The 25,699-nt window shown below is 34.2% G+C and carries 30 protein-coding genes, 1 tRNA gene and 4 pseudogenes; 31 read left to right on the top strand and 4 right to left on the bottom strand.

Annotated elements, in window-relative coordinates:
- Positions 1-100: 100 nt before the first annotated feature.
- The 9 genes and pseudogenes from NYG92_RS03120 (at position 101) to traT (ending at position 6,261) form a co-directional block, all read left to right on the top strand.
- Positions 101-238: a globin family protein gene (locus NYG92_RS03120; RefSeq protein WP_289233502.1), complete on the top strand. Its 138-nt coding sequence runs from the start codon at positions 101-103 to the stop codon at positions 236-238.
- A gap of 71 nt (positions 239-309) precedes the next feature.
- Positions 310-1,432: pseudogene (locus NYG92_RS03115) on the top strand (aminotransferase class I/II-fold pyridoxal phosphate-dependent enzyme).
- Positions 1,429-2,027: pseudogene (locus tag NYG92_RS03110) on the top strand (pimeloyl-ACP methyl esterase BioG family protein). The pseudogenes NYG92_RS03115 and NYG92_RS03110 overlap by 4 nt, the downstream one beginning before the upstream one ends.
- The gene (locus tag NYG92_RS03105; protein WP_289233501.1) at positions 2,024-2,707 is read left to right on the top strand and encodes a methyltransferase domain-containing protein; all 684 of its coding nucleotides are present in this window, start codon (positions 2,024-2,026) and stop codon (positions 2,705-2,707) included. The pseudogene NYG92_RS03110 and the gene NYG92_RS03105 overlap by 4 nt, the downstream one beginning before the upstream one ends.
- A 49-nt stretch (positions 2,708-2,756) precedes the next feature.
- Positions 2,757-3,506 (top strand): molybdate ABC transporter substrate-binding protein, encoded by a 750-nt coding sequence (gene modA, locus NYG92_RS03100; RefSeq protein ID WP_270976509.1) that lies wholly within the window; start codon positions 2,757-2,759, stop codon positions 3,504-3,506.
- Positions 3,507-3,532: 26 nt separating this feature from the next.
- Entirely contained in the window at positions 3,533-3,895 is a 363-nt protein-coding gene (locus NYG92_RS03095) for a molybdenum-pterin-binding protein (protein WP_289233500.1), read from the top strand.
- Positions 3,888-4,565 (top strand): molybdate ABC transporter permease subunit, encoded by a 678-nt coding sequence (gene modB, locus NYG92_RS03090; protein WP_270976508.1) that lies wholly within the window; start codon positions 3,888-3,890, stop codon positions 4,563-4,565. The genes NYG92_RS03095 and modB overlap by 8 nt, the downstream gene beginning before the upstream one ends.
- Positions 4,566-4,567: 2 nt before the next feature.
- Entirely contained in the window at positions 4,568-5,452 is an 885-nt protein-coding gene (locus NYG92_RS03085) for an ABC transporter ATP-binding protein (RefSeq protein ID WP_289233499.1), read from the top strand.
- A 38-nt stretch (positions 5,453-5,490) separates the two neighbouring features.
- Positions 5,491-6,261 (top strand): complement resistance protein TraT, encoded by a 771-nt coding sequence (gene traT / locus NYG92_RS03080; RefSeq protein WP_289233498.1) that lies wholly within the window; start codon positions 5,491-5,493, stop codon positions 6,259-6,261.
- Here traT and blaOXA read toward each other — a convergent pair.
- A complete protein-coding gene (gene blaOXA / locus NYG92_RS03075; protein ID WP_289233497.1) occupies positions 6,258-7,022 on the bottom strand; it encodes a class D beta-lactamase in 765 nt (254 codons plus the stop codon). The genes traT and blaOXA overlap by 4 nt on opposite strands.
- 156 nt (positions 7,023-7,178) lie before the next feature.
- Between blaOXA and NYG92_RS03070 the strand changes: the two genes are divergently transcribed.
- Both NYG92_RS03070 and NYG92_RS03065 read left to right on the top strand, forming a co-directional pair.
- Positions 7,179-7,514, top strand: coding sequence for a F0F1 ATP synthase subunit C (locus tag NYG92_RS03070; protein ID WP_004277167.1), 336 nt, complete (start codon positions 7,179-7,181; stop codon positions 7,512-7,514).
- Between the two features lie 30 nt (positions 7,515-7,544).
- Positions 7,545-7,630: transfer RNA gene (locus tag NYG92_RS03065), tRNA-Leu, on the top strand.
- Between the two features lie 109 nt (positions 7,631-7,739).
- On the opposite strand, the gene ppa is transcribed toward NYG92_RS03065, so the two are convergent.
- Complete coding sequence (gene ppa / locus NYG92_RS03060; RefSeq protein WP_289233496.1) at positions 7,740-8,261, bottom strand: inorganic diphosphatase; 522 nt, start codon at positions 8,259-8,261, stop codon at positions 7,740-7,742.
- Between the two features lie 338 nt (positions 8,262-8,599).
- On the opposite strand from ppa, the gene NYG92_RS03055 reads away from it, so the two are divergent.
- Genes NYG92_RS03055 through NYG92_RS03045 form a run of 3 tightly spaced genes read left to right on the top strand, consistent with a single transcriptional unit; the run spans position 8,600 to position 10,733 of the window.
- The gene (locus NYG92_RS03055) at positions 8,600-9,376 is read left to right on the top strand and encodes a pyridoxine 5'-phosphate synthase (protein ID WP_289233511.1); all 777 of its coding nucleotides are present in this window, start codon (positions 8,600-8,602) and stop codon (positions 9,374-9,376) included.
- On the top strand, positions 9,360-10,379 hold the full coding sequence (gene pdxA / locus NYG92_RS03050) for a 4-hydroxythreonine-4-phosphate dehydrogenase (RefSeq protein ID WP_270960218.1): 1,020 nt from the start codon (positions 9,360-9,362) through the stop codon (positions 10,377-10,379). The genes NYG92_RS03055 and pdxA overlap by 17 nt, the downstream gene beginning before the upstream one ends.
- Before the next feature lie 48 nt (positions 10,380-10,427).
- On the top strand, positions 10,428-10,733 hold the full coding sequence (locus NYG92_RS03045; RefSeq protein ID WP_270972695.1) for a hypothetical protein: 306 nt from the start codon (positions 10,428-10,430) through the stop codon (positions 10,731-10,733).
- 19 nt (positions 10,734-10,752) lie between these two features.
- Here the strand turns inward: NYG92_RS03045 and nusA are convergent, their stop codons facing one another.
- On the bottom strand, positions 10,753-11,829 hold the full coding sequence (gene nusA, locus NYG92_RS03040; protein WP_270976504.1) for a transcription termination factor NusA: 1,077 nt from the start codon (positions 11,827-11,829) through the stop codon (positions 10,753-10,755).
- A 114-nt stretch (positions 11,830-11,943) separates the two neighbouring features.
- On the opposite strand from nusA, the gene NYG92_RS03035 reads away from it, so the two are divergent.
- The 17 genes and pseudogenes from NYG92_RS03035 to NYG92_RS02955 all read left to right on the top strand — a co-directional run bounded on the left by NYG92_RS03035 (position 11,944) and on the right by NYG92_RS02955 (position 24,598).
- The gene (locus NYG92_RS03035) at positions 11,944-12,186 is read left to right on the top strand and encodes an HP0268 family nuclease (RefSeq protein WP_004275100.1); all 243 of its coding nucleotides are present in this window, start codon (positions 11,944-11,946) and stop codon (positions 12,184-12,186) included.
- Complete coding sequence (gene miaB, locus NYG92_RS03030; RefSeq protein ID WP_289233495.1) at positions 12,183-13,484, top strand: tRNA (N6-isopentenyl adenosine(37)-C2)-methylthiotransferase MiaB; 1,302 nt, start codon at positions 12,183-12,185, stop codon at positions 13,482-13,484. Before NYG92_RS03035 ends, miaB begins: the two co-directional genes overlap by 4 nt.
- On the top strand, positions 13,468-14,103 hold the full coding sequence (locus tag NYG92_RS03025) for a lysophospholipid acyltransferase family protein (RefSeq protein WP_289233494.1): 636 nt from the start codon (positions 13,468-13,470) through the stop codon (positions 14,101-14,103). Before miaB ends, NYG92_RS03025 begins: the two co-directional genes overlap by 17 nt.
- The gene (locus tag NYG92_RS03020) at positions 14,100-15,110 is read left to right on the top strand and encodes a DUF8341 domain-containing protein (protein ID WP_270966420.1); all 1,011 of its coding nucleotides are present in this window, start codon (positions 14,100-14,102) and stop codon (positions 15,108-15,110) included. Before NYG92_RS03025 ends, NYG92_RS03020 begins: the two co-directional genes overlap by 4 nt.
- Positions 15,100-15,624 carry a hypothetical protein gene (locus tag NYG92_RS03015; protein ID WP_139018189.1) on the top strand — a complete coding sequence of 175 codons (525 nt, stop codon included), beginning with the start codon at positions 15,100-15,102 and terminating at the stop codon, positions 15,622-15,624. The genes NYG92_RS03020 and NYG92_RS03015 overlap by 11 nt, the downstream gene beginning before the upstream one ends.
- Positions 15,614-16,132: a hypothetical protein gene (locus NYG92_RS03010; protein WP_289233493.1), complete on the top strand. Its 519-nt coding sequence runs from the start codon at positions 15,614-15,616 to the stop codon at positions 16,130-16,132. The genes NYG92_RS03015 and NYG92_RS03010 overlap by 11 nt, the downstream gene beginning before the upstream one ends.
- 17 nt (positions 16,133-16,149) lie before the next feature.
- A pseudogene (locus tag NYG92_RS03005) lies at positions 16,150-16,479 on the top strand (adenine-specific methyltransferase EcoRI family protein); the annotation flags it as partial.
- A 38-nt stretch (positions 16,480-16,517) separates the two neighbouring features.
- Positions 16,518-17,393 carry an adenine-specific methyltransferase EcoRI family protein gene (locus NYG92_RS03000; RefSeq protein WP_289233510.1) on the top strand — a complete coding sequence of 292 codons (876 nt, stop codon included), beginning with the start codon at positions 16,518-16,520 and terminating at the stop codon, positions 17,391-17,393.
- 12 nt (positions 17,394-17,405) lie between these two features.
- The gene (locus tag NYG92_RS02995; RefSeq protein WP_289233491.1) at positions 17,406-18,581 is read left to right on the top strand and encodes an HNH endonuclease family protein; all 1,176 of its coding nucleotides are present in this window, start codon (positions 17,406-17,408) and stop codon (positions 18,579-18,581) included.
- 94 nt (positions 18,582-18,675) lie between these two features.
- Positions 18,676-19,503 carry a substrate-binding domain-containing protein gene (locus NYG92_RS02990; protein WP_139018185.1) on the top strand — a complete coding sequence of 276 codons (828 nt, stop codon included), beginning with the start codon at positions 18,676-18,678 and terminating at the stop codon, positions 19,501-19,503.
- Between the two features lie 13 nt (positions 19,504-19,516).
- Complete coding sequence (pstC, locus tag NYG92_RS02985; protein WP_139018184.1) at positions 19,517-20,359, top strand: phosphate ABC transporter permease subunit PstC; 843 nt, start codon at positions 19,517-19,519, stop codon at positions 20,357-20,359.
- The gene (gene pstA, locus NYG92_RS02980; RefSeq protein WP_139022037.1) at positions 20,356-21,171 is read left to right on the top strand and encodes a phosphate ABC transporter permease PstA; all 816 of its coding nucleotides are present in this window, start codon (positions 20,356-20,358) and stop codon (positions 21,169-21,171) included. Before pstC ends, pstA begins: the two co-directional genes overlap by 4 nt.
- 9 nt (positions 21,172-21,180) lie before the next feature.
- Positions 21,181-21,933 carry a phosphate ABC transporter ATP-binding protein PstB gene (gene pstB, locus NYG92_RS02975; RefSeq protein WP_139018182.1) on the top strand — a complete coding sequence of 251 codons (753 nt, stop codon included), beginning with the start codon at positions 21,181-21,183 and terminating at the stop codon, positions 21,931-21,933.
- Between the two features lie 28 nt (positions 21,934-21,961).
- The gene (locus NYG92_RS02970; protein ID WP_270976496.1) at positions 21,962-22,636 is read left to right on the top strand and encodes a response regulator transcription factor; all 675 of its coding nucleotides are present in this window, start codon (positions 21,962-21,964) and stop codon (positions 22,634-22,636) included.
- Entirely contained in the window at positions 22,636-23,997 is a 1,362-nt protein-coding gene (locus tag NYG92_RS02965) for a PAS domain-containing sensor histidine kinase (protein WP_289233490.1), read from the top strand. Before NYG92_RS02970 ends, NYG92_RS02965 begins: the two co-directional genes overlap by 1 nt.
- Before the next feature lie 80 nt (positions 23,998-24,077).
- On the top strand, positions 24,078-24,281 hold the full coding sequence (locus NYG92_RS02960) for a hypothetical protein (protein ID WP_270976494.1): 204 nt from the start codon (positions 24,078-24,080) through the stop codon (positions 24,279-24,281).
- A 5-nt stretch (positions 24,282-24,286) separates the two neighbouring features.
- Entirely contained in the window at positions 24,287-24,598 is a 312-nt protein-coding gene (locus NYG92_RS02955) for a selenoprotein S family protein (RefSeq protein WP_270976493.1), read from the top strand.
- 22 nt (positions 24,599-24,620) lie between these two features.
- On the opposite strand, the pseudogene NYG92_RS02950 reads toward NYG92_RS02955, so the two are convergent.
- Positions 24,621-25,659: pseudogene (locus NYG92_RS02950) on the bottom strand (type I restriction endonuclease).
- Between the last annotated feature and the right edge of the window lie 40 nt (positions 25,660-25,699).

The following is a 25,699-nucleotide window of genomic DNA, read 5'->3' as shown; positions in this document are numbered from 1 at the left end:
CAAATTTTTGGGAGGGTTTATTGCTAGGAAGTGGAAATTTTAAAGGAAATCCTATGCGAACGCATATTGTTTAGCACCTTTTCCTAGAGAGCTTTTTGCTGTGTGGCTTAAGCTTTTTAAAGAAAGTATAGAATGCGTTTATAAAGAGCCAGAGCATCAAAGACTGATTTTTCAAAGAGCTGAAATGATAGCACAAAGATTTCAATATGTGCTGTATGAGAGTGAAATTGCATATTAAGATGATATTAAATTTATAAAGATATGAGATTTGAAGTTTATCTTCCTTAACTCTTATTTAAAAGGTTTTAAATGCAAGTGGAAAAAATTTTGCAAACTTTGGAAAATGAAGCGAATTTACGTACGCTTACCCCACTTAAACACGAGGGAAATTTCGTTTTTAAGCAGGGCAAAAAATTGCTTAACTTGGCTGGAAATGACTATCTGGGCTTGGCGACAAATTCCGTTTTAAAGAGGGAGTTTTTGGAGGTTGTGCGAGAGGAGGATTTGTATTTTTCAAGTTCAAGTTCGAGGAGTTTAAGTGGAAATTACGAAATTTATGAAAGGTTAGAAAATACGCTTAAACATAAAATTCAAAAAGAAGTTTTGCTTTTTAATAGCGGCTACCAGCTTAATAGTTCTTGCATCGCAGCCCTTGCTAGTGTGCCTCATACCCTTTTTTTGGCGGATAGACTTATTCACGCTAGTATGATTGATGGGCTTAGGGGGCAAATTTTTTGCGTTTTAGGCATAATGATATGGAGCATTTGCAAATCTTGCTAGAGAAAAATCACGCAAAATATGAAAACATCATCATTTTAAGCGAAGCACTTTTTAGTATGGATGGGGATTTGGTTAAATTACAAGAATTAGTTGGACTTAAAAAAAATATAAAAATGTTTTGCTTTACATTGACGAGGCACATAGTGTGGGGTGTTTTGGTGGAGGTTTGGGACTTGTAAAAGAATTAGAATTAGAAGTTGATTTTTTAATCTTTACTTTTGGAAAAGCCCTTGCCTTAATGGGGGCTTGTATGATAATAAGTAAGCAATTTAAAGATTTTTTTATCAATAAAGCTAGGGCTTTGATTTATTCTACCGCACTGCCACCCATTAATGTCGCCTTTAGCCTTTTTATCTTTGAAAAAATCGCTTCTTTTGAAAAGCAAAGGATAAAATTAAAAGCTTTAAGTGAGCATTTTAAGAAAATTTTAAGAGCTAAGGAGCTTGAATTTTTGGGGGATTATTATATCATCTCTCTTATTTTAAAAGAGAATCAAAAAGCCCTTGAAGTTGCTTTAAGGCTTGAGAAAAATGGCATTTTTGCTCCTGCGATTAAAACGCCCACTGTTCCTAAAAATAGTGCTAGAATTCGCTTTTCTTTGCATGCAAATTTGAGTGAAAGCGAATTGGATAAAATAGCGGAGCTTTTATGAAGATTGAGTTTTTACATCAAAATGCGAATTCTAAAGAGCTGATACTTTTTTTTCGCGGGTTTTGCTAGTCAGCCATCGCATTTTCTACATTTAAATTCACAAAAAAATGTGCTTATGGTTTATGATTATATGGATTTTGAATTCAAATTTGATCTTAATGCTTTTGAAAATATCACGCTTATAGCCTTTTCTATGGGGGTTTGTGTCGCTTCAAAAGTGCTTAAAAATTTTCATTTTAAAGCTAAAATTGCCCTTAATGGCACAAATTATGGCGTAGATAAAATAAGAGGAATTCCCCCTAGCATTTTTTTACGCACAGCACAAAATTTCAAGCTTGAGGACTTTAAAAAAGCTTTGCTTTACAAAAGGGCAAAATTTGAATTTAGAGCTGAAAAGGACCTAAAGGAGGAGCTTTTAGCTTTGTATGAGTTTTGTAAAAAGGACTTTGTCAAGAATTTTACTTGGGATAGGGCTTATATGAGCGAGGGGGACTTCATCTTTCCTAACCTAGCGTTAAAAAACACTTATGAGAATTTAATTTGCTTAAAAGAACCGCATTTTGCTTTTTGCTTTTGATAAGTGGGAGCAAATTTGAATTTTTTAAAAGCCAAAGATAGTTATAAATTTGCCGCTAAGGTGCAAGATATGATGGGGAAAAGCTTATGTGAGCTATTAAAAATTCATCGTTTGAAAGAATTTGATAGGGTGTTTGAGTTTGGTTGTGGGACGGGTGAATTTAGTCAGAAATTGCAGAAAAATATTATTTTTAAAGACTATGTGAGAAATGATATTTTAGATTATAAAAGCGAATTTGAGGTTGAAATTTTTGATATGAATTGTATCCCAAAAGCTTTTTTTGAAGGTCAAAAATTTGATCTTATCGCCTCAAATGCCACTTTGCAATGGCTTAAAAATGATATTTTTACAAATTTACACACCTTGCTTAAAAAAGACGGCTTTCTTTTGCTTTCAAGTTTTGGAGAAGAAAATTTAAAGGAAATTAAGAGTTTAACGGGACTTTCATTACCTTATAAAAGTCTTAAAGAGCATAGAACTTTGCTTAAGAATTTTGAAATTTTAGAGCTAAAAGAAGAATTAAACCAGCTGAAATTTGAAAGTGCTTTAGAGGCTTTTAGACACTTAAAACTTAGCGGAGTTAATTCTTTGGGGCGTTTTTATTTGGGGAAAGAAACGCTTTTAAAAATGCAAGAAAATTTTAACAATAGCTTAACTTATCATAGTATTTATATCTTATGTCAAAAAAGAATAAAATAGAAAAAAAATTTGTTATAATGTGCGAAATTTTAATAGTTAAGGAAAGATTATGAAACGCATTGTTGTTTTTTTGATTTTTAGCGTTTTTACGCTTCATTTACAAGCGGAGAAAATTAGCATTTTTGTTGCCTCTTCAGCTTCAAAGGCGATGAGTGAGCTTAGAGAAATTTTTATGCAAAATCACCCAAATGATGAGATAGAGCTTATTTTCGGAGCTTCCGGGAAGCATTATCAGCTTTTAAAAGAGGGTAGGGAGTTTGATTTATTTTTCTCAGCCGATGCAAAATATGCCGCACAAATCGCAAAGGATGGTAATGCCCTCAGTGAGCCTAAAATCTATGCTTTGGGCGTTGTAGTACTTTATAGTTTAGATGAAGCTTTGCTTAAGGGCGGGGTGGAAAAACTAGGCGAAAAAGCGGATAAAATCAAGCATTTAAGCATAGCAAATCCAAAGGTTGCACCTTACGGAGTGGCAGCTAGTGAAATTTTAAAAAATCTTCAATTAGAAAAACAATTTAAAAATAAAATCGTGCTAGGTGATAATATCTCTCAACCTGTGCTTCACATAGATAGTGGTGCGGCGGAGCTTGGGATAGTGGCTTATTCTCTCGTTTCTAGTGTGAATTTACCTAAAGGAAAAGCGGTTTTAATCGATCCTAAATTCTACACGCCGTTAGAGCAGTCTTTTGTCCTTACAAAATACTCTAAAGATAAGAAGTTAGCCTTGGAATTTGCGGACTTTATCATAAGTAATGAGGCAAAAGCTATTTTTAAAAAATATGGATTTGACACACCTTGAATATTTTAAAAGGTTATTTTAGCTCCTTGCAAAATGAGGGTGATGTTTTAAGCGTAAAGGTCGATGTTTTGGGAGTGGAATTTAGCGTTTTGATGCTGGATTTTTCTTCTTTTGATTTTAATGGCGAACTTGAGCTAATCTTTAAAGAACACGAACTTTGCTTTGCAAATTTAGGGGCAAATTTGAGTGTGGAAAACTGCTTTGAGGCTCGAATTTGTAGGATTAAAAAGGGGCGTATTTTATGGCATATTTTTTTCAAATTTAAGCATTTTGAATTAGGCTCTCTTATCGATGCTAAAAAGGGCGAAAAGCTTGATCTAAAGCTAGGAGAAAAAAGGCTTTGTTTTATTAAGGCAAATGACATCACCCTAAGGAAAGCAAGTGTTTGAGGTGGAATTTTTACAAACCTTATGGCTTAGTTTTAAGCTTTCTTTCATCACGACTTTTTTACTCTTTTTTGTCGGTGTGTTTTTGGCTTATTGTTTTGTTTTTACAAATTTTGCTTTTAAAAGCTTTTTGCAAATCATAGTCTCTATGCCCTTAGTTTTACCGCCTAGCGTTTTGGGCTTTTATTTGCTTATGAGCTTTTCGCCAAATAGCACACTTGGATACTTTTTAAAGGAGCAATTTAATCTTTCTTTAGTTTTTACTTTTGAGGGGCTTGTTTTTGCTTCGATGATTTTTTCTCTACCTTTTATGGTGCATCCTATACAAAGTGCTTTTGCTGCCTTAAATAAAAATTTGATTGAAGCTTCCTATACGCTAGGAAAAGGAAGATGGATAACTCTTTTTAAAGTTATTGTTCCAAATTCTAAGATTGGCATTTTTACAGGGCTTACTATGGCTTTTGCACATACTATGGGTGAATTTGGTGTTGTGATGATGATAGGAGGACACAAAAAAGGCGAAACTTTAGTCGCTAGTATAGCTATTTATGATGAGCTTGAAGCACTTAATTATACTCTAGCACATCAATACGCTTTCGCACTTTTTGCGGTAAGTTTTATCCTACTTTTTGCCCTTTATATGGTTAATAAAAAATTCACCTATCAAGGCTAAATATGCTAGAATTTTGTCTAAAACACACGATAAAAGGTATTGAGGGACCTATTAAACTTGATCTTGACATTATGCTAAATCAAGGCGAAATTAGTGCCATTTTTGGAGAAAGTGGAGCAGGTAAAACAACGCTTTTAAGGATACTTGCAGGTTTAATCACTCCACAAAAAGGCTTTATAAGAGTAGGAGATGAAATTTGGCTTGATCTTAAAAAGGGGATTAATCTCAGCCCACAAAAACGCTCCTTAGGCTTTGTATTTCAAGACTATGCCCTTTTTCCTAATATGAGCGTGAGAGAAAATTTAGCCTACGCTACTCAAAACCAAAGAAAAATTGACGAACTTTTAGAACTTATAGGTCTCAAGGAGCTAGCCAACTCACGCCCTAAAGAATTAAGTGGCGGACAAGCGCAAAGAGTCGCCCTTGCTAGAGCCTTGGCTAAAGAGCCTAAAATTTTGCTTTTAGATGAGCCTTTAAGTGCTTTGGATTTTAAAATGCGTTCACACTTGCAAGAAGAATTACTTAAAATTTTAAAACATTTTAAAACGACAGCCTTGCTTGTAAGCCACGATTTGGCTGAAATTTATAGGCTAAGTGCTAGAGTTTTGCAGCTAAGTGGCGGTAAAATCATCAAAGATTTACCAACTAAGCAATTTTTTACCCATCATAATTTAAGTGCTAAATTGCGTTTAAATGCCATTTTGCTTGAAATTAATCAAAGCGATATTTTAGTCGTTTTAACCCTTTTGCTAGGACAAGATATAGTTAAAATCACCCTTAGCGAAGAAGAATTTATAAAAGAATATAGCGAAATTAAAATAGGAGAAACCTTAATGCTTTCCATAAAAGCCTTTAATCCTCTTATCATAGGCAAGTTGAGCGATTAGATAAATTACGCTATACTTAATTAAAATTTAGGGAGTAAATGATGCGGTTTAAAATGATTTTTACTAGTGTTTTGGCGATGAGTTTATTAAGCGGGTGTTTGACAACAAGTTTGCAAACAAATAGCACGATGAGTCAAAGCATATTTTTAGATCCTGTGGCTAAGGAAAAAAGGGTGGTTTTTTTAAATATTAAAAATACTAGTTCTTGTCAAATTCATTTAGAGCATAAACTTAAAAGCAGTTTAGAGGCTAAAGGTTATCAAATTAGTGATGATTTAGAAAATAGCACCTATATTTTAAGCACAAATGTGCTTTATTGTGATAAAAAGCAAGAAAATAATACCGCAGGTGGAGCTTTAGCAGGTGGAGCTGTGGGTGCTGGCATTAGTGCTTATAATAGCTCTTCGGCAGGTGGGGCTATTGCAGCTGGTGCGGCTGGCGCTCTTTTGGGTGGGCTTTTGGCTAAGATGAGTGAGGATACGATTTATCAAATGCAAGTCGATGTTAATATCAAGCAAAAAATTCAAAATAAAGTCTTAAATCAAAATACAAATATCAATTCTCAAGCAAGTGTAAGAGACAAAAAGGCGAGTGGCTTTTTAAATAGCTTTGGCGGTAATGTAAGAAATGAAAAAGTAGGACAGCTTAATGCGAATTTGGCAAGTAGCACACAACAAAGCTATGAAAGCGATTATGTAGAAAGAAGCACAATTATCCTTGCAGAGGCTGTAAAAACTGGACTTAAGCTTGAGGAAGCGAGTGAAATTTTAGAAGATAAAATCATTGCTCAAATCGCAGGATTATTTTAAACCCTGCCCATTTTTATAAGAAATTTTAGATATTTTTCTAAAATTTCATCTCTTTTTGCCAAGCTTTTATAATCCTTAATGTCTAAATTAAGCCCAAAAGAAAAGGCTTGTTGATTTAACTCATAAAAACCCACAATACTAGCGATTTGTGCCTCATCATTAAAGCCTGTTTTGGCATAAATTTTAACCCCATTTATTTCTTTATAAAAGAGTAAATTTTTAAGAATTTTTTGACTTTTTAAAGAATAGGGCAAAGAAGTGGTGGCGAGTTTATAAAGCAAAATGGCTTGTTCTTTGGCATTAATTTTTAAAGAATTATCCAGCCAAAAGCTATCAATTTGAGAAATTTTTTGGTTACCATAATGGATTAAAGTTAAATTTTTTTGCATATTTTCTTTGCCGATTTTTCGAGCTAGAAATTTAAAAGCTGGGACTTGAGAGCGTTTGAGAGCGGAGCTTAAATTCGCGTCATTTTTCCAGCTTGGCAAAAAAACTTTTTCATTATTATAAAAATAAAAAATCTCTTTTTCATCTTGTATTATGCCCAAATTTAACGCAAAAAGAGCGTTGAAAATTTTAAAAGTTGAAGCTGGAGAAAAGCGTTTTTCCGCTCTTTTTTTATCGTTTGTAAGAAAGCTTTTGCCATCATAAAGAACAAAAACTCCTTTTGTTTCATAATCTTTAAAAAAATTAGGCAAAATATCCGCTTTTAAATTTGTAAAAAATGTAAAAATAATGAAAAATGTCAAAAAATTTTTCATTTTTATCCTTTCTTTTTGTATTATTATAATATAAATTGTATTATTATAATATAAATTTAAAGTTAAAATGTTAGAATATCGGCTCAAATTTGGGTTTTAAGTAGGGATACGCAAGCCGAACTAACTCAAATGAAAATTTCATAGAAAGGTTTTTCAATGAAAAAAGCTATTTTTTTATTGTTTGCTTTTGCAGCGGTTGCTTTTGCACAAACAAATGCTCCTGTTGAGCAAGAAGCTATAAATGTGTGGATTAAAGCGTTTTCTGTTTTAGCGGCTGGCTTGGGTCTTGGTGTGGCTGCACTTGGTGGAGCGATAGGTATGGGACATACAGCAGCAGCAACCATAGCTGGAACAGCTAGAAATCCGGGTCTTGGACCAAAATTAATGACGACAATGTTTATTGCCTTAGCGATGATAGAAGCTCAGGTAATTTATGCTCTAGTTATCGCTTTGATAGCTCTTTATGCAAATCCTTTTATCCCTTTTTCTTAAGTAGGGTTACTCCTCCTAAGGGGGAGTTTTGCGGTTATGGTGGAATTGGTAGACACGCCATCTTGAGGGGGTGGTGCGCTTCGCGTGTGCGAGTTCAAATCTCGCTAACCGCACCATATATTCAAATTTAGTTTGATTTTAAAATTTCATTAAATCCATTTTGCAGTTGTGAAGTAGTTTATATAAAATAGCAAAAAGAGAGATTAATAATCTCTCTTATCATCATTAAGCCTTGTAGTTTTTAACGGCTTTTTCTAAAATTTCTATTGCGGCATTAATATCTTTAAAATCTTGCACTTTAACCCATTTGTTAGGCTCTAAAATTTTGTAAGTTTCAAAGAAATTTTTAATTTTATTTAAAGTGGCTTGCGGTAGATCTGTGTAGCTTTTTATGTCTGTATATCTTGCGTCGATTTTATCTACTGGCACGGCTAAAAGCTTTTCGTCCATACCGCTTTCATCTTCCATTATCAAAACGCCTATTAAACGACAAGGAATCACAGCACCCGCTTGAATAGGATATTCATTTAAAACCAAAATATCCACAGGATCACCATCATCAGCTAAAGTATTGGCGATAAAGCCGTAATTTGCAGGATAAAACATCGCACTAGCCATTACTCTATCTACAAAAATCGCTCCGCTATCTTTGTCAAGTTCGTATTTGACGCTTGAGCCGTAAGGAATTTCTATTACGGCATTAATTTTATTTGGGATCTCTCCTACCTTGATTTTGCTTAAATCCATTTTTTCTCCTTATTTGATATAGTTTTTACAAATCGCTATTTAGCAACACTTTCTTTATAAAATGCTTAGACAGAATTTCTAAAAGTGCCATTAAACTTAGGATAAATTTATCATTTGTTTTTGCAAACGCTACTTTGCCACTGCATTAAGTTGCTTTTTCATTAGCTACTTTTTGAAATTAACCCTCAATTATAGCGGAAAAAGGTCTCTTTGGCAATGATCTATTTTAAAGAAGTTTAATTTGGCTTGACAAAAGAGCTGTTTTAACATACAATTTTTAGCGTTTGCGAAAAAAAGAATTTTACGCTTTTTTACAAAATTTATAAAAGGATTTGATGATGTTATTAGGTTTTAATATTGACCACATTGCTGTTTTAAGAGAGGCTAGAAGGGTTAATGACCCTGATGTTTTAGAAGCGGTTTTCTTAAGTGCTAATTTTTGCGATCAAATCACTCTTCATATAAGAGAAGATCGCCGTCATACGCAAGAATTTGACCTTGAAAATTTGACTCGATTTTGTAAAATTCCTATCAATTTAGAATGCTCAAATGATGAAGAAATGATAAAAATTGCCCTAAAATACAAGCCAAATCGCGTTACCATAGTGCCGGAAAAAAGAGAAGAACTAACGACTGAGGGCGGTTTAAATTTAGCAAATGACAAGCTAAAAACAAATATAGAGCTTTTACATAAGGCAAATATAGAAGTTTCGCTTTTTATTAATCCAAATTTAAAAGATATAGAGAAGTCAAAAGAGCTTGAGGCTGATTTTATCGAGCTTCATACGGGACATTTTGCAAATTTATATAATGCCCTTTTTAGCAATATTACAAAAACGCCTTATAAGGTGCTAGATATGGATAAAAAAGCGTTAGAATTAGGTCTTAAAGAGGAGTTGGCAAGACTTGAGCTTTGTGCTAAGAAGGGAGCAAATTTGGGACTTAAAATCGCCGCTGGACACGGACTTAATTATAAAAATACAAAAGAGCTTCTTTTCATAAAAGAAATTTGTGAGCTTAATATCGGTCAAAGCATAGTTGCAAAAGCTGTTTTTATCGGGCTTGAAAGGGCTTTAATTGAGATGAGGACTTTATTAAATGAAAGTGGCTATTAGCATAGGCGATTTAAATGGCATAAGCTTGGAGCTTGTGCTTAAGAGCCATAAAAAGCTTAGTCAAATTTGTACGCCTTATTATTTTTTACACGAAAGTCTTTTAAAGCAGGGCTTAAATCTTTTAAAAAAGAAAGAAATTGCCCTAAATTTAGTCGAATTTAGCCACGCGAAAATAAGCAAATTTGAAAAAATAAAAGAGGATAAAAATGTAAAAATTTTTTCCTTTCAAACTCCGCTTTCTTTAGAGCTTAATGCAAATTTTACTATTAAAGCTGGTGAGATTGATGCGCAAAGTGGAACATATAGTTTTTTGAGTTTTGAGGCAGCTTGTGCCTTTACTCATCAAAAACACGCCGCCGCTCTCATTACCTTACCTATCCATAAAAAAGCTTGGAATTTGGCTGGAATTTCGTTTAGGGGACACACGGACGCATTAAGAAGTTTTTATGGGAAAAATGCCATAATGATGTTAGGTTGCAAAAAGCTTTTTGTAGGGCTTTTTAGTGAACATATCGCCTTAAGAGATGTTTCAAGTCAAATTAAACTTGAGCCTTTAACGCAATTTTTAATCGATTTTTATCAAGAAAGTGGATTTAAAAAAATTGGTGTTTTGGGTTTTAACCCTCACGCTGGAGACTTTGGCACGATAGGGGGTGAGGAGGAGAGCATTATAGAAGAGGCGATTAGATGTGCAAATTTGCATCTTCAAAAAGAAATTTATTTGCCTCAAATTCTAGTCGCAGATAGTGCTTTTACGCCAAATTCTCTTAAAAAATGTTCGCGTTTGGTGGCGATGTATCACGACTTAGCTCTTGCTCCGCTTAAGGCTTTATATTTTGAAAAAAGTGTTAATGTGAGTTTAAATTTGCCTATTATCCGCACTAGTGTTGATCATGGAACAGCTTTTGATAAAGCGTATCAAAATGCAAAAATTAGCACGAAAAGCTATAAAGAAGCCGTTAAAATAGCTCTCAATTTGGCAAAGAAAAGAAAGAAGATATAAATTTGGAACAATTTTTGCTTGTATTTTTGTAAAATACAAGGAGGAAAAATGTTAGTCGATAAAGTGCAAAATAATGGCTCTTTTTTTAATGCAAAGATTAAAGAAAAGGAAAGGTCTGCTGAAGAATTTCAAGCGACTTTAAATGAGATTAAAGAGGAGCAAAAGCAAGAGCAAAAAGCTACTTCAAAAAAGGATAAAAGCCTTGTTAATGAGGACTTAGACCTTAGTGCTTTGCAAAATGACTTTAGCCTTTATGCTTGGCAGAAATTAAGAGAAAGTCAGCATAAGAAAAATGAAGAAACTATGCTAAACAATCTTTTTAGTATGATAGACGCCAACACGGCTAATCGCTAATTCCGCTTTATTTGCGGGTTTAGATTTTAAAGAGATCTTGTAAATTCTTCATCGCTTCTTCATTGCTTATTGTTTTAGCCCCAAGTTCTTTAAGCTCAATCTCAAAACCACTTAGCATAGAAGTAAGGCGTATATTAATGCCATTTTTTCCTATGGCTTTGCTTTTTTGTTCGCTATTAAGACTGACTACGGCTGTTTTATCTTCAATTTTAACGGAATTAATAATGGCTGGAGCTAAGGCACGAGCAATTAAGATTTCATTTTCGCTTGAGTATTCTATGCAGTCTATGTTTTCGTTATGAATTTCTTTACTCACAGCATTAATTCTCACGCCCTTAACGCCCACAGTAGCACCAACTGGGTCGATATTTGAGCTATTTGCTTGCAGTATGATTTTCGCTCTTTCGCCCGGAATTCTAGCGCATTTTACTACGCTTACAAGTCCGTCTTTAATCTCAGGCACTTCGGCTTCAAGTAAGCATTCTAAAAATTTGGGACTAGTCCTTGAAAGCTCCATTTTAATGCCCTTATCCGTATAAACACGGCGTATCACAGCCTTAACTACATCGCCGACCTTAAATTTTTCGCCTTTAATACGATTTTTACGCGGTAAAAAAGCTCTTAACTCATCGATTTCTATGAAGGTATTTTCCTCGCTATCCACACGCACAACGCTACCAAAGACTATTTGACCAACTTTGTTTTTATATTTCTCAAAAATAGTTTGCTCTAAAAGCTTTTGGATATGATATTCTAATTCTTTATGTAGGGTATTAACAGCTGTGCGACCTAAATTTTCTAAGGAACATTCATAAGTTAATTCATCGCCTATTTCTACATCTTTTGCCTCTTTTTTGGCTTTAGAAATGGCTATAAAACTTTCTTTATTTTCATCAAGCCTTTCATCATCATCTGCTACGATTAGTATTTTTTGATACAAGCTAAGCGTTTTTTTATCGACAAAAAATTCATATTCTTCGCCATAAATTTTTTTTGCCGTGTTTATAAGTGCCGTAATGACCTTATCTTTCACGCTTTCAAGTTCTAAATTTTTTTCATTAGCTATGGACTCTATGATGTCTGCTATTTTTTCCATTTAATACCTTTTTTGGGAATTTTTTAAAAAGTAGAGTAAAATTATAATTTAATAAGTTTAATTAAAAGTAAAATTTGCTAGAATTGGCGATTTAAAATAAGCTAAGGATAAATTATGGACTTAAAATTAGCAAGAAATTTAATCAATGACAAGCCTAAAAATATAAGCTTGAGTAAGATTGAGGATGCGGTGGAGAAGGAAGGGCAGAAATTTTTTTATTTTGATAAGGAAAATTCGCACAAGCAACTCATCGCTTTAGTAGAACATTTTGAAAAAAAAGGTTTAAATGTCTATCATAGAATTATTCGCTATGGACTTGACGAGCAAGATTATATGTATGAGGTGCATATTCTTTGAGTGCTAAGAAATTATTTATCCAAACTTTGGGTTGTGCGATGAATGTAAGAGATAGTGAGCATATCATCGCTGAATTAACGCAAAAGGAGAATTATAGCCTCACAGAGGACATAAAAGAGGCGGATTTAATTCTCATTAACACTTGTTCCGTGCGTGAAAAACCCGTGCATAAGCTTTTCTCAGAAGTCGGTGGCTTTGAAAAAGTGAAAAAGAAGGGTGCTAAAATAGGCGTTTGCGGTTGCACGGCTTCGCATTTAGGAGAGGAAATTTTCCGCCGTGCGCCTTATGTGGATTTTGTTTTGGGAGCTAGAAATATTTCTAAAATCACTCAAGCGGTCAAAACTCCAAAATTTGTTGGGGTTGATTTAGATTATGATGAAAGTGAGTTTGCTTTTAGCGATTTTAGAAATAGTCCTTACAAATCCTACATTAACATTTCCATAGGTTGCGATAAACATTGCACTTATTGCATAGTCCCACATACTAGAGGAGATGAAATTTCTATCCCTTTTGAATTGATTTATAATGAAGCTAAAAAGGCGGTAGAAAAGGGTGCGAAAGAGATATTTTTACTTGGGCAAAATGTCAATAATTATGGCAAAAGATTTAGAAACGCTCATAAAAAAATGGATTTTTCCGATTTGCTAAATGCCTTAAGTGAGATTGAAAATTTAAGACGCATTCGTTTTACAAGCCCACATCCTTTACATATGGACGATAAATTTTTACAAACTTTTAGTCAAAATGAAAAAATTTGCAAAGCTATGCATATGCCTTTGCAAAGTGGCTCAAGTGAAATTTTAAAAGCGATGAAAAGAGGTTATAGTAAAGAGTGGTATTTAGATAGGGCTTTAAAGCTTAGAGAGCTTTGCAAAGATGTCAGCATTTCAACAGATATTATCGTAGCATTTCCGGGAGAGAGCGAAAAGGACTTTGAGGACACTTTAGATGTTTTGGAAAAGGTGCGTTTTGAGCAAATTTTTTCTTTTAAATACTCCAAACGCCCCCTAACTAAAGCTGCTACAATGCCTAATCAAATTCCAGAAGATATTGCCTCAAAAAGACTAAGTTTTTTACAAAATCGCCACGCAGAAATTTTAGATGAAATCACAAAAAAGCAGGAAAATCAAACTTTTGAAGTGCTTTTTGAAGAGCTAAGGGCAAATAATGCCGTAGCAGGTCGCACGGATAATAATTTTTTAGTTCAAATCGAGGGCAGCGAAGAAATGCTAGGCACAATGAAACAAGTGAAAATCACAAACGCAAAACGCATGGTGCTTTATGGGGAAATTGTTTAAAAAAACGCTTTTTATAAGACTTGTCTTTTTTTTGCAATGGCTCATTTTTTTAAGTTGCTTTAAGCGTTATCATGGCAAGGAGGTCGATGATGAGCCTTGCGTTATCCTTTTTTGGCACGGACGCCTTGCTTTGATGCCATTTGCTTTTAGGCGTTTTAGAAAAAAAGGCAAAAGAGCTTTTGTGATGATTTCTCATCATAATGATGGGGAATTAATCGCCAGACTTATTCATCTTTATGGCTTAAATGTGATAAGAGGTAGCACTTTTAGGGGTGCTAGCACTGCTCTTCGCTCGGCTTTTAAAGTATTGGAGCAAAAAGACGATATAGTTATAACGCCTGATGGTCCAAGAGGTCCAAGACATAGCATTTCAGATGGAGCGATTTTAATCGCGCAGAAAAAAAATGTTAAGATAAGAATTTTAAACTACGAAGCGAGTCGCTTTTGGGAATTTAAAAGCTGGGATAAAATGCTTTTACCTAAGCCTTTTAGTAGGGTTGTTTATAGCTTAAGTGAGCCTTTTGATGTTTCTAATTTGGAGAAAGATGAGGCTAAAGTTTTGATTAAAAAAGAATTTGAAAAAATTTGCCAACGCGATAGTTTTAAGGAGAAGATATGACGCCATTTTTTAAAAAAATCTTGCCGCAAATTTTTATAAGTGCGATTTTAGAAGATAAAAAAAATACGCTTAAAATTTGCACTTATCGTAATAAAAAGCTCATTAAAAAATTAGAAAAAACCTTTGACAAAAGCGAACAACTCATTACCTTTATCAAAAATTATGATAAAAAATTTTTCCCCTATTATATAGCCTTATTTTTAGATAGCGAGGAGCAAGGAATTTTACCAAGTGGGGAGCAAAATTATGATGAATTTGGTATAGGCAAGATGAGCATTAAAACCCTGCCTTTGGCGAATGTTTTGCTTTACACGGCGACTGAGCATATAGAGTATTTTAGCGAGTTGTGTGAGGATTGTGGGGGGCTTGATTTTCTATTTTCACCTTTTGCCTTGCTTCATTTTTGCATACAAAAGGAAAAACAAGATGATAAAACAAGGCTTTATGTCTTTAAAAATTCTCAAAGTTTAGCTCTAATGGTCTATAAAAATGGCGAAATTCTTATAGGCTCTTACAAGCTTTTTGAAAAGACTTTAAGTTTTCAATTTGATGGTTTTGATGATGGTGAAATTTCAGGCGATGATGGTTTGAGTGCGGAAACTACGCCTTTAGAAGAGGGCGAAGAAAAAAAAGAAGGCGAAATCACTTTGGATAATTTTAACGAAATGTTAGGAGATAAAATAGACGCTTTAGACCAAGAGCAAAATGATGGTGAGAGTATCGTAGAAAAGCCGCAAGAAGATGTAGAGATGGATGATTTGGGAAAATTTGGTGCAGATATGGAAATTTGTCGCTTTATCATCTCAAGCATAGAAAGCTTTTATCGCGATTCGCATTATGGGGGAGATTTTATCGATGAGCTTGTTATTTTTAGTGATGAGATGTTACTACAAAGCACCTTAGAATTTGTGGAAAGTGAAATCTTTTTAAAGCCTCAAATTAAGCTCATTGATACCCATGAGCTAATGCAAGAAGTGATGCAAAAGGAGCTAAAATATGACTTATAGTTTTACAAAACCACAAAAAAGACCTTTATTTAGCCTTTTGGATAGAATTTGGATAGTGCTTTTTGGCTTTGCTTTTGTTTTTATCTTTTTTGTTTTTGTGATTTATGAATTTCGTATCATTTTTACGCATAATGCGATTGATAATAAAAAAGAAGAGGTGATTTTAACCACGCAGCAAATCAAAAAAAATGAGGAGCTTTATCTTGTCTTGTTAAAACAAAGTCAAATCGCTGCAGAATTTAAGGATAAAAATCAAAACACCAAAGATAGCCTTAAAAATCTTTTTGATATGACTTTAAAAACGGGTAGCATAAGCTTTGATAGTGTCGAGCAAAGTGCCACTATGCTTAAGCTCACGGGAGTAAGTCCTACGAAAGAAATGTTTGCCTTGCTTTTGGAAACCCCTTTAAAAAGTATATTTGACGAGACAAATACAAGTTATTATAAGTTGGGTAATGGCTGGTATCGTTTTGTAAGCATTAGTAAAATTTTAGGAATGAGTTATGAAAGATAAAAGTTTTGAAGAGATAAATATAGTCAAAATTCTTATATTAACTTTAAGTTTTATCAGCGTTTGCACGGCTTTGATTTTATTTTTACTTTTGCCGACTTTAAAAAGCTATAAAGAACTTAGCCTTAAGGATAATTCTCAAACAGCTCTTCTTAATGCCACCAAAGCGAAATTAAACGCAAGTGAAGACAAAATAGCCGTCCTAAGAGGCGAAAATAATAAAAGCTTAGAGCAGTTTCAAACGAATTTTAACGAGAAAAATTTTCAAACTTTTTTAACGCTTTTTTTTAAAAATATTAAGATAAAAACCCTTGAAAATGCGAACGAACTTTACCTAAAACACACGCTTTTAGTTCAAGCCGATTTAGCTTCTCCTAAAAATTTATATGATTTTATTGACGCTTTGCAAAATTATGATAATCTCATCAAAATAGACTATCCCTTAAACTTAAAAGCAAAAAAAAGCGGCATAGAGCTTAGTTTTATCGCTAAAATTTATGGGGAAAAGTAATTTTTAAAGGAGTAACAATGCAAAAAGTAGCCAACTCAAACCTCCACGATGCAAAGAAAAATAAAAAAGATGAGTTCTACACGCAACTAAGCGATATAGAAAACGAGCTGCAACACTACAAAACACATTTTAAGGACAAAATTGTGTATTGCAACTGCGATGACCCACTACAAAGTGCCTTTTTTGAATACTTTTTCAAAAATTTCAAATGGCTTGACTTAAAGGCTCTTATCACCACTTGCTATAAAAGTCAAAATTATAGAGAAGTAAGCACAGAAGATTCCCCCAAGAAAGCCTATGCGATAAAAATCCACAGAGATGATGTGATAAAAGATGAGCTTATCAACCCACAAAAGCACTCCATTGATGATGTAGATAAAGTTTTATCCCAAATGCACCCACTGCGAGAAGTGGAAGCTACTCTCTCTCTCTCTCTGCTAGCAAATCGCAATCCCAAGAAACGCTAAAAGCCTTTGAAAACAACAAACACAAGCTTTTTGAAAACTTTAGAGCCGAGCTAGAATCTGACCCCAAAGATTTACAAGCTACACAAAACAAAAGCACAAAATCCCCCAAAGAGCCTAGCCTTTTCCCACTTGATGAAGATAAAGGGCTAAATAATGCAGGGGATTTTAGAAGCAAAGACTGCATAGAGCTGCTTAAACTAGCCGATATTGTCGTTACAAATCCGCCTTTTTCACTCTTCCGTGAGTATGTCGCACAATTAGTTGAGTATAAAAAGAAGTTTTTGATAATAGGGAATAAAAATGCCATTACTTATAAAGAGACTTTTTCTTTAATCAAAGAAAACAAAATATGGCTAGGGATAACTTCCGCAAATGTCTTTTTAAAGCCTAATGAAAATCGCACAGGCTTTATACTTACCAAGCAAGTAAATGGACTTACAAGGTGGTTTTCAAATTTAACGCATAAAAAACGCACGGAGATTTTAGAAACTATCGCTAGTTACAAAAAGAATCCAGAGCAATACCCAAAGTATGATAATTATGACGCTATCAATGTGGATAAAACCATTGAGATTCCGCTAGATTACGATGGCATTATGGGCGTGCCGATAACTTTCTTAGATAAACATAATCCTAAGCAGTTTGAGATAGTGGCAAAAATGACTACAACAGGAATTGATGAATTTAATTTTGGCTATCCCTATATAAATGGCAAGAAAATTTACGCCAGAATCCTAATCCGCAAAATCGCCGAAGTAGCTGAGCTAAGAAAACTTGAATTTGAAAAAATGTAATAAGGAGCAACAATGCAAATAGACAAAACAGAAATCAAAATAAAAGAGCTAGTAGCAGGATACACAAGAGATGAGGAGAGTAGCCAAGTAGTCGCCTATGCAGATTCTAGCGGAGTAGCAAGGCTTAATATCCGCCCCAAATATCAAAGGGAGTTTGTGTATAAAGAAGCCCAAAGAAATGCCGTGATAGATACGATACTAAAGGGCTTTCCTTTAAATATAATGTATTGGGTGAAAAATGTGGATTTTGGTGCGGAGTGTGAATATGAAGTGCTAGATGGACAGCAAAGGACTATAAGTATATGCGAGTATGTTAAAGGGAGCTTTTCTATCCAGTGGAATGATAAATCGCAGTATTTTCATACTTTATCCAAAGACTTGCAAGAGAAATTTTTAGACTACAAGCTTGATGTGTATGTGTGTCAGGGGAGTGAGAGCGAGAAGCTAGAGTGGTTTAAGACTATCAATATCGCAGGAGAGACACTAACTAACCAAGAGCTAAGAAATGCGGTATATGCAAGTGTGTGGCTAAGTGATGCAAAAAGGCGATTTTCTAAGCCTAATGGACTAGCGGTGCAAAGGGGAGCTAAATATCTAAATGGCAGTGCATTGCGGCAGGAGTTTTTAGAGAGTGCTATTGCTTGGAAAGTGGATTCTAGGAAAGATGAAAAGATTTGTGAGTATATGGCTAAAAATGCCAAAGATTCTAAAAATGCTGATGAGCTGTGGGAGTATTTTGCAAAGGTGATAGACTGGGTGGAGATGAAGTTTGAAAAATATCGCAAAGAGATGAAAGGGCTAGAATGGGGGCTTTTCTATAATACATATAAAGATAAGCCACTAGATGCCAAAGAGCTAGAATCTAAAATTATAGAGCTTATGCAAGATGATGAGGTGGGGAATAAAAAGGGCGTGTATGCGTATGTGCTAAGTGGTGATGAAAAGCATTTAAGTCTAAGGGCATTTAGCGATAGTATCAAAAGGGCGGTGTATGAGAAGCAAGGGGGTGTGTGTGCCAATAGTGATGGGCATATAAAGGGCGTGAAATGCCCACACGAAAATGAAAAGTTAGAGCTAGAGCAAATGGAAGCAGACCATATAATCCCTTGGAGTAAAGGTGGAAAAACGGAAAAGGAAAATTGTCAAATGCTTTGTGTGGAGTGTAATAGGGCAAAGAGCGATAAATAAATTTAAACTTTACACAAATTTTACATTCCGCACATTTTGTTTTTACATCGTTTTTTTATACTTTCATCAACTTTTAATTTTTAAGGAGAGTTGTATGAAAAAATACGCATTAGGTTTATTAGCAGGATTGGTGCTTAGCACGAGTGTGATGGCTGAAAATATTTTTCCAATTTCTAGGGAACAGGGTTCTGGAACGCGTGGAGCATTTGTGGAAATTTTTGAAATTCAAAAAAAAGTTAAAGACAAAAAAGTCGATGCGACCACTCAAAAAGCTGAAGTTACAAATTCAACAGGAGTAATGCTAACAACGGTCGCAAATTCTAAAAATTCTATCGGCTATATTTCTCTTGGCTCTTTAAATGACAGCGTTAAAGCGTTAAAGATAGATAATGTCGCACCAAGCGTGGAAAATATCAATAATAAAAGCTATAAAATTTCTCGTCCTTTTAATGTTGTTACAAAAACAACAAATCCGCTTATTGAAGACTTCCTAAAATATAGCACTTCAATAGAAGCAAAAGCTATTGTAGAAAAAGCAGGTTATATTGCAGTTGCAAAAGATAGCTTTAAAAGCACTCAGCCGCAGGGAAAATTAATCATTTCAGGCTCTAGCTCTATCACTCCTTTAATGGAAAAGCTTACAGAATCTTATAAAATCATCAATCCTAACGCAACAATAGAAATTCAGCAAAGCGATTCTACAACGGGTGTAAATAGCGTTGTGGAGGGGATTGCGGATATTGGAATGGTAAGCCGTGAGCTTAAGGATAGTGAGCTTAAAAAGGGCGTAACGCCACTTGTTTTAGCCATTGATGGTTTAGCAGTAATTGTTAATAAAAGCAATGGCGTAGAAAATCTTTCTAAAGATTCTGTTAAAAAAATCTTTATGGGAGAAATTACAGATTGGCAGGATGCTAAATAAGAAAGCTTGACTAATGCAAGAAAAAATTTTTAAGGGCATTTTTGCCCTTTGTGCCTTACTTTCTATTTTTGCCGTTTTGATGATTTGTTTCTTTTTGTTTGCGAATGCTATTCCAACGATTACTCAAATAGGACTTTTTGATTTTATTTTTGGTTTAGACTGGTATCCCACAGAGGAGATTTTTGGAATTTTTCCTATGATAGTGGGAAGCATTTATGTAACAGCTCTTGCGATTTTAATCGGCGTGCCGCTTGGTGTTTTAAGCGCCATTTATCTTTCGCGTTTCGCAAATAAAAAGGAACAAAAATATATCCTACCAGCAGTAGAATTGCTAGGAGCGATCCCTTCTGTTGTGTATGGATTTTTTGGGCTTGTGGTAATAGTCCCACTTCTTGCGACGACTTTTAGCGGAATTCCGGGCAAAAGTGTCTTGGCAGCGGCTTTAATTTTAAGCATTATGATTTTGCCGACTATTATTTTGGTTTCAAAAGCTGCGATTGACGCTTTGCCAGAGAGTTATTATGAGGGAGCTTTAGCACTTGGAGCGAGTAAGGAGCGAAGTGTGTTTTTTGCACTAATTCCAGCCGCAAAGAGTGGAATTTTAGCCTCCATTATCCTTGGCGTTGGGCGTGCCATTGGCGAGGCTATGGCGGTGATTATGGTTGCTGGGAATCAGGCTTTAATCCCAACAAGCATCTTAGACGGCGTAAGAACGCTAACGACAAATATCGTGCTTGAAATGGGTTACGCGCAAGACTTGCATAGAGAAGTATTAATCGCAAATGCTGTTGTATTGTTTGTCTTTATCTTACTCATTAATACCTGCTTTAACGCACTTAAAAAGGAGGCAAAATGAAAGATAATGTAACGCTTATTTTATCCTTTTTAATGCGTGTTTCTATGCTTTGCGTGATGTTTATTTTTTTAATTCTCATCGGTTTTATTTTTGTGAAAGGAATGGCGCATTTAAATTTAGAAATGTTTGCTTGGGAATATAATAGTCAAAATATCTCAATGACTCCAGCCATTGTTAATACCCTCAATATGGTTCTTTTTGCTCTCATTCTTGCCATTCCGCTTGGAATTTTTGGGGCGATTTATTTAAGCGAGTATGGCAAAAAGAGTAGTAAAATTTTAAATCTAGCAAGAATCGCGTCCGAAACGCTTGTTGGAATTCCTAGTATTGTTTATGGTTTGTTTGGGTATTTGGCTTTTGTCATTTATTTTGGTTTTAAAACAAGTTTTGTGGCGGGGGCTTTAACGCTAGCGATTATGATTTTACCTCTTATTTTAAGAAGTGCAGAAGAGGCTTTAAAATCTGTCCCACTTAGCTTTAGAGAGGCGAGTTTTGCATTAGGTGCTGGGAAATTACGCACGATTTTCATTGTGATTTTACCCGTTGCGATTCCGGGAATTTTAGCGGGAATCATCTTAAGCATAGGTAGGATTGTGGGAGAGTCTGCTGCCTTACTTTATACTTCAGGAAGCGTTGCAAAAGTCGCAGGACTTATGGATTCTGGTAGGACTTTAAGTGTACATATGTATGCGATTTCGAGTGAGGGACAGCATATCAATGAAGCTTATAGCACAGCGATGATACTTATTATCATCGTGTTTTTAATAAATCTTGGCTCAAATTATATTGCGAAAAAATTGATTAAGGCGTAAGGAAATAAAATGAAAAATTGCTTTGAAATTAAAAAAATGTCTTTAAATTATGGAGAATTTCTTGCCTTAAAAGACATTAATATGGACATTAAAAAGGGCAAGGTAACTGCTTTTATAGGACCTAGTGGCTGTGGGAAATCGACTTTTATAAAAAGTTTAAACCGAATGAATGATTTGGTGGAAAATTGCAAAATTAAAGGCAAGATTTTATTTGATGGCAAAAATATCTATAAAGATTATGATGTCAATCTTTTGCGTAAAAAGGTGGGTATGGTTTTTCAAAAGCCAAACCCCTTTCCTATGAGTATTTATGATAATATCACTTTTGGACCAAAAACACACGGCATTAAGAAAAAGTCTAAATTAGATGAAATCGTAGAAAGCTCTTTAAAAGACGCAGCCCTTTGGGACGATTTAAAAGATAGGCTTAATAAATCCGCTCTTAGTCTCAGCGGAGGACAACAACAACGCCTTTGCATAGCAAGAACTTTAGCGGTTAATCCAGAAGTGATTTTAATGGACGAGCCAACATCAGCACTTGATCCCATCTCAACACTTAAAATTGAGGAGCTTATTTTACGCCTTAAGAAAGAATATAGCATTATCATCGTTACGCATAATATGCAACAAGCCGCTAGAATTTCGGATTATACGGCATTTTTTCTATTAGGAGAAGTGATAGAATTTGACGATACGAATAAAATTTTTAATAATCCTAAAAATAAAAAAACTCAAGATTATGTTAATGGAAGATTTGGCTAAAATATAGTTTTATTTTTAGGAGTTTTGTTTGGTTTTTGTTTTAGAAGATGATGCAAATATTTTAGAGCTTGTTTTATATGCGTTAAAAAGCCAAAACATTAACGCACAAGGCTTTTTAGATATAGAAAGTTTTAAAAAGGCTTTAAAGGCTGAAATTCCGCAAATTTTGGTGCTTGATGTTATGCTTCCTAATGCTAGTGGCTTTGAAATTTTAAAAGAGCTTAAAGCAAATGCTAATACTAAGGATATTTCTATTTTAATGCTCACGGCTTTAAATCACGAAATTGATAAGGTCAAAGGGCTTGATTTGGGTGCTGATGATTATATCACTAAGCCCTTTAGCGTAATGGAATTTATCGCTAGAATTCGGGCGATTTTAAGACGCACATCACAAGAGCAAAATGCTGAAAATATCGTTTTAGATGAGCTTGAGCTATCTTACAAAACGCGTGAGGTTAAGGTCTGTGGTGCGGTAATTGTGCTAACTCTTAAAGAATTTGAGCTTCTTGGCTTTTTACTTAAAAATCAAAATAGAGTCTTTAGTCGCGATGATTTGCTAGAAATTCTTTGGGGGTATAGTTATAGTGGTGAGAGTAGGACTATTGATATACATATCAAAACTTTGCGTCAGAAGCTAGGCGTTGCAAGTCGTTTTATTAAAACAATCCGCGGTGTAGGCTATAAAATTTCTAAAGATTCTTAATGCAAAAAAAGCTTTTTTTCATTATTTTTAGTGTCATTTTTGCTTTGTTTTTTTTTATTAATGCTTTTTTGATTTTAAGTGAAGAAGAATTTTTCATAGGGCAAGATTTTTCTTGGCTTTTATCTTGTGTTTTAGCTGAATTTTTTTTAGTTTTTTTATGCAGTTTTTTCTTGGCTAGATTTTTGTCCTATATTTTTTTAAAACCTTTAGAAAAGATCGATTTTGAAAATTTAGAGCATATTCCCTACCCAGAGCTTAAAAAAATGCTTGAAAAAATCAAGCTAGAAAACAAAGCCTTTAAAATTCAATTCAAACACCTAAAAAGAAAAAAACAAGAATTGCAATCTTTAACGCAAAATATGAACGATGGCTTAATTTTCATCTCTCGCACAGGAGAAATTTTAAGTGAGAATTTGAGTGCGGAAAAATATTTTGCCAATCTCAATTTAATTCATAATATTTTAGAGCTTAAAAATTCGCAATTTTTAGAATTAGTTTTGAAATATCTTAAGGAATTTAAAAAGGGGAAATTAAAAAGCGAAATAAGAGAAAATTTCACTTTCCATTATCCTAATAATTTAGAATGTGAGCTTGTTTTCTCTCCCATTTTTTCGCAAAAAAAGAAATTTAAGGGTATGCTTATCGTGCTTTGTGATATCACAGAGCTTAAGCGTTTGCAAAATTTACGCAAGGAATTTAGCGCCAATGTAACCCACGAGTTAAAAACTCCGCTAACCTCCATTATGGCAAGCTCTGAGATGATTAAAAACAAGCTTGTAGCTCCTCAAGATTTGCCCAATTTTGTCGATAAAATTCATTTAGAATCTAAGCGTCTTTTAGATATGATTAATGAAATTTTAAAAATTTCTTTTTTGGACGAAACGCAAACCCTGCCTTTTCATAGGGTCAATCTCAAGGAGGTCGTAGAACGCGCTTACAAACGCCTAGAACTTCTTGCTAATCAACACACAATTCGTTTTGAGTTAGACTTAGAAGATGCTTATATTTTAGGCATTGATGAACTTTTAGAAAATTTGGTTTTTAATCTTTGTGATAACGGCATTAAATATAACCATAAAGGCGGTTTTGTCAAAGTGAGACTTAAAAAACTTAACAATTTTGTGGAACTTAGCATTAAGGATAATGGCATAGGAATTCCTAAAGAATTTCAAGAAAGGGTGTTTGAGCGCTTTTTTTGTGTGGATAAAAGTCGCAGTAAGAAAATTGGCGGAAGCGGACTTGGACTTTCTATCGTTAAATCTGTCTTAAAACTTCACAATGCCACGATAAATTTAAAAAGCGATGTGGGAAAGGGTAGCGAATTTAAAGTGTGTTTTGCAAAGAATTTTCAAAAAAGCTAAAGTTTTTTAAAAATTTGCCGATGTGTTTTGTAGGATATTTGCATAATATCTTAAAGAATTTATTTTATAAGGAGGCAGAGATGAAAAAAATTCTTTTTTCATTGGTATGTTTAGGTGCATTTGCTTTTGCAAATGAATTTTCTAGCGATGAGTTTGAGGGTAGAAATGCCTATTATTTAGGTTGTAAGGCTTATCCTCCTGGGCATTATAAAGCTTGCCAAACAGGTAATCAGCACATTTATCAGCAAGCAGCTTGCAAAGCTTTTGGTTTATGTCGTTGGTAAGCTAAATGGCTCTTATAGAAGTTTGCGGTAAGCTTGTCGATACAAGGCTTAAATTTAGCGGAAAACCAGCCCTTGATTTTGCTCAAGTTGCCCTAGAAAAAGAAAGGCTAAGGCAAAAAGAAGAGGAGAAAAAGGCTATAAGTATAGAATATAGCGAAGAGTATCTAAGCATTAAAACTTCCAAAGCGTGGCTTTCGCAAGAAAGTGGAGAAAATACTACTCAAGAAGTGGAAAATCCCCAAAAATCTAGAAAAGCTACTAGCACCCTAGAAGTGGCTTACTCCAAAGTCGACCTCAAGCTCGATATGCTCATTTAAGCCCTAAATTTAGGGCTTATTTTCAAGCCTTTCTACTTTCAAAAGCTTTGATAATGTCAGCCCCATATTTGTAAATATCCTCTAGCTTTTCTAGATTATAATTTTGCCCATCGGGAAAACTGATGGATTTTTTAGCCGTGTTAAAATATAATCTACAAATCCACTTCGTAACCTTACTTTGATATAAAATGTTAAAATAACTTAAAGTATCCTTATAGTCTATATCGTTAAGCTCCGCACCCGCATTTGCAAGGATTGATTTTACTATATAAAATCCTTGCAGTTGTGGTGATGATTTCTTTACTCTCATCGACTTGCTCCACATTTTCATCATCATTAATATTTTGAAGATTATTTTTTATATTAGTAATTTTTTCATAAGCTATATCATTGATGATTTCTTTAAAAGACTTTTTAATATGCGTTCTAAATTCATCAATAATTTTAGCAGTCATCTGCTTTTCCGTCATTTGCCTAGCAAAGAATTTTACAAATTCATCGCTAGGATTTTCTATTTCATTTTTAAAAATTTCTTGTATGCCTCTATAATATTTCTTTTCCATAGCTACATTTAAAATTTCATCTAAATTTAAATCTGTATAAATAAAACGCTTCAAATCTTTAATGTCTCTGGGTTTTAGCTTTTCAAGATTGACGATTAAAAAAGGAATTTTATCCATTAAATTTTGTCGCTCAATATCCGTGAAAAATCTATACTCAATTCCATTAGTAAGGATGGCAAATTTAATGCTTGGATTGGTGTTAAAATATCTTACGAGTTGATTATTATGATTGTCTAAATTTTCGGTGTGATTTTTCGCCTCAATCAAAATAAAAGGCTTAGCATCCTTAAAAATCGCATAATCAACCTTCTCCCCCTTTTTAGTCCCTATATCTGCGGTATATTCGGGCACAACGACGCTAGGATTAAACACATCATAGCCTAGTGCTTTTAAAAAGGGCATTATAAAGGTCATTTTTGTGGCTTCTTCAGTATTGACAAGTCCCTTACGCTCTACAATAGTCTCAACAATAGAATTTAATTGATTTTCAAAATCCATTTTTTGTAATCCTCCTAAAAAATTTTAGTTAAGATTATTT

Source organism: Campylobacter felis, assembly GCF_030250085.1.
Lineage (GTDB): Bacteria > Campylobacterota > Campylobacteria > Campylobacterales > Campylobacteraceae > Campylobacter_D > Campylobacter_D upsaliensis.
The sequence above is the reverse complement of the archived record's forward strand: the minus strand, read 5'-3'. Positions and strand labels throughout refer to the sequence as shown.

Coding starts and splice junctions, on each gene's coding strand:
- modA (WP_270976509.1), top strand. CDS start 2,757: ATGAAACGCATTGTTGTTTTTTTGATTTTTAGCGTTTTTACGCTTCAT.
- NYG92_RS03085 (WP_289233499.1), top strand. CDS start 4,568: ATGCTAGAATTTTGTCTAAAACACACGATAAAAGGTATTGAGGGACCT.
- traT (WP_289233498.1), top strand. CDS start 5,491: ATGATGCGGTTTAAAATGATTTTTACTAGTGTTTTGGCGATGAGTTTA.
- blaOXA (WP_289233497.1), bottom strand. CDS start 7,022: ATGAAAAATTTTTTGACATTTTTCATTATTTTTACATTTTTTACAAAT.
- NYG92_RS03070 (WP_004277167.1), top strand. CDS start 7,179: ATGAAAAAAGCTATTTTTTTATTGTTTGCTTTTGCAGCGGTTGCTTTT.
- ppa (WP_289233496.1), bottom strand. CDS start 8,261: ATGGATTTAAGCAAAATCAAGGTAGGAGAGATCCCAAATAAAATTAAT.
- NYG92_RS03055 (WP_289233511.1), top strand. CDS start 8,600: ATGTTATTAGGTTTTAATATTGACCACATTGCTGTTTTAAGAGAGGCT.
- pdxA (WP_270960218.1), top strand. CDS start 9,360: ATGAAAGTGGCTATTAGCATAGGCGATTTAAATGGCATAAGCTTGGAG.
- NYG92_RS03045 (WP_270972695.1), top strand. CDS start 10,428: ATGTTAGTCGATAAAGTGCAAAATAATGGCTCTTTTTTTAATGCAAAG.
- nusA (WP_270976504.1), bottom strand. CDS start 11,829: ATGGAAAAAATAGCAGACATCATAGAGTCCATAGCTAATGAAAAAAAT.
- NYG92_RS03035 (WP_004275100.1), top strand. CDS start 11,944: ATGGACTTAAAATTAGCAAGAAATTTAATCAATGACAAGCCTAAAAAT.
- NYG92_RS03025 (WP_289233494.1), top strand. CDS start 13,468: ATGGGGAAATTGTTTAAAAAAACGCTTTTTATAAGACTTGTCTTTTTT.
- NYG92_RS03020 (WP_270966420.1), top strand. CDS start 14,100: ATGACGCCATTTTTTAAAAAAATCTTGCCGCAAATTTTTATAAGTGCG.
- NYG92_RS03015 (WP_139018189.1), top strand. CDS start 15,100: ATGACTTATAGTTTTACAAAACCACAAAAAAGACCTTTATTTAGCCTT.
- NYG92_RS03010 (WP_289233493.1), top strand. CDS start 15,614: ATGAAAGATAAAAGTTTTGAAGAGATAAATATAGTCAAAATTCTTATA.
- NYG92_RS02995 (WP_289233491.1), top strand. CDS start 17,406: ATGCAAATAGACAAAACAGAAATCAAAATAAAAGAGCTAGTAGCAGGA.
- NYG92_RS02990 (WP_139018185.1), top strand. CDS start 18,676: ATGAAAAAATACGCATTAGGTTTATTAGCAGGATTGGTGCTTAGCACG.
- pstC (WP_139018184.1), top strand. CDS start 19,517: ATGCAAGAAAAAATTTTTAAGGGCATTTTTGCCCTTTGTGCCTTACTT.
- pstA (WP_139022037.1), top strand. CDS start 20,356: ATGAAAGATAATGTAACGCTTATTTTATCCTTTTTAATGCGTGTTTCT.
- pstB (WP_139018182.1), top strand. CDS start 21,181: ATGAAAAATTGCTTTGAAATTAAAAAAATGTCTTTAAATTATGGAGAA.
- NYG92_RS02965 (WP_289233490.1), top strand. CDS start 22,636: ATGCAAAAAAAGCTTTTTTTCATTATTTTTAGTGTCATTTTTGCTTTG.
- NYG92_RS02960 (WP_270976494.1), top strand. CDS start 24,078: ATGAAAAAAATTCTTTTTTCATTGGTATGTTTAGGTGCATTTGCTTTT.
- NYG92_RS02955 (WP_270976493.1), top strand. CDS start 24,287: ATGGCTCTTATAGAAGTTTGCGGTAAGCTTGTCGATACAAGGCTTAAA.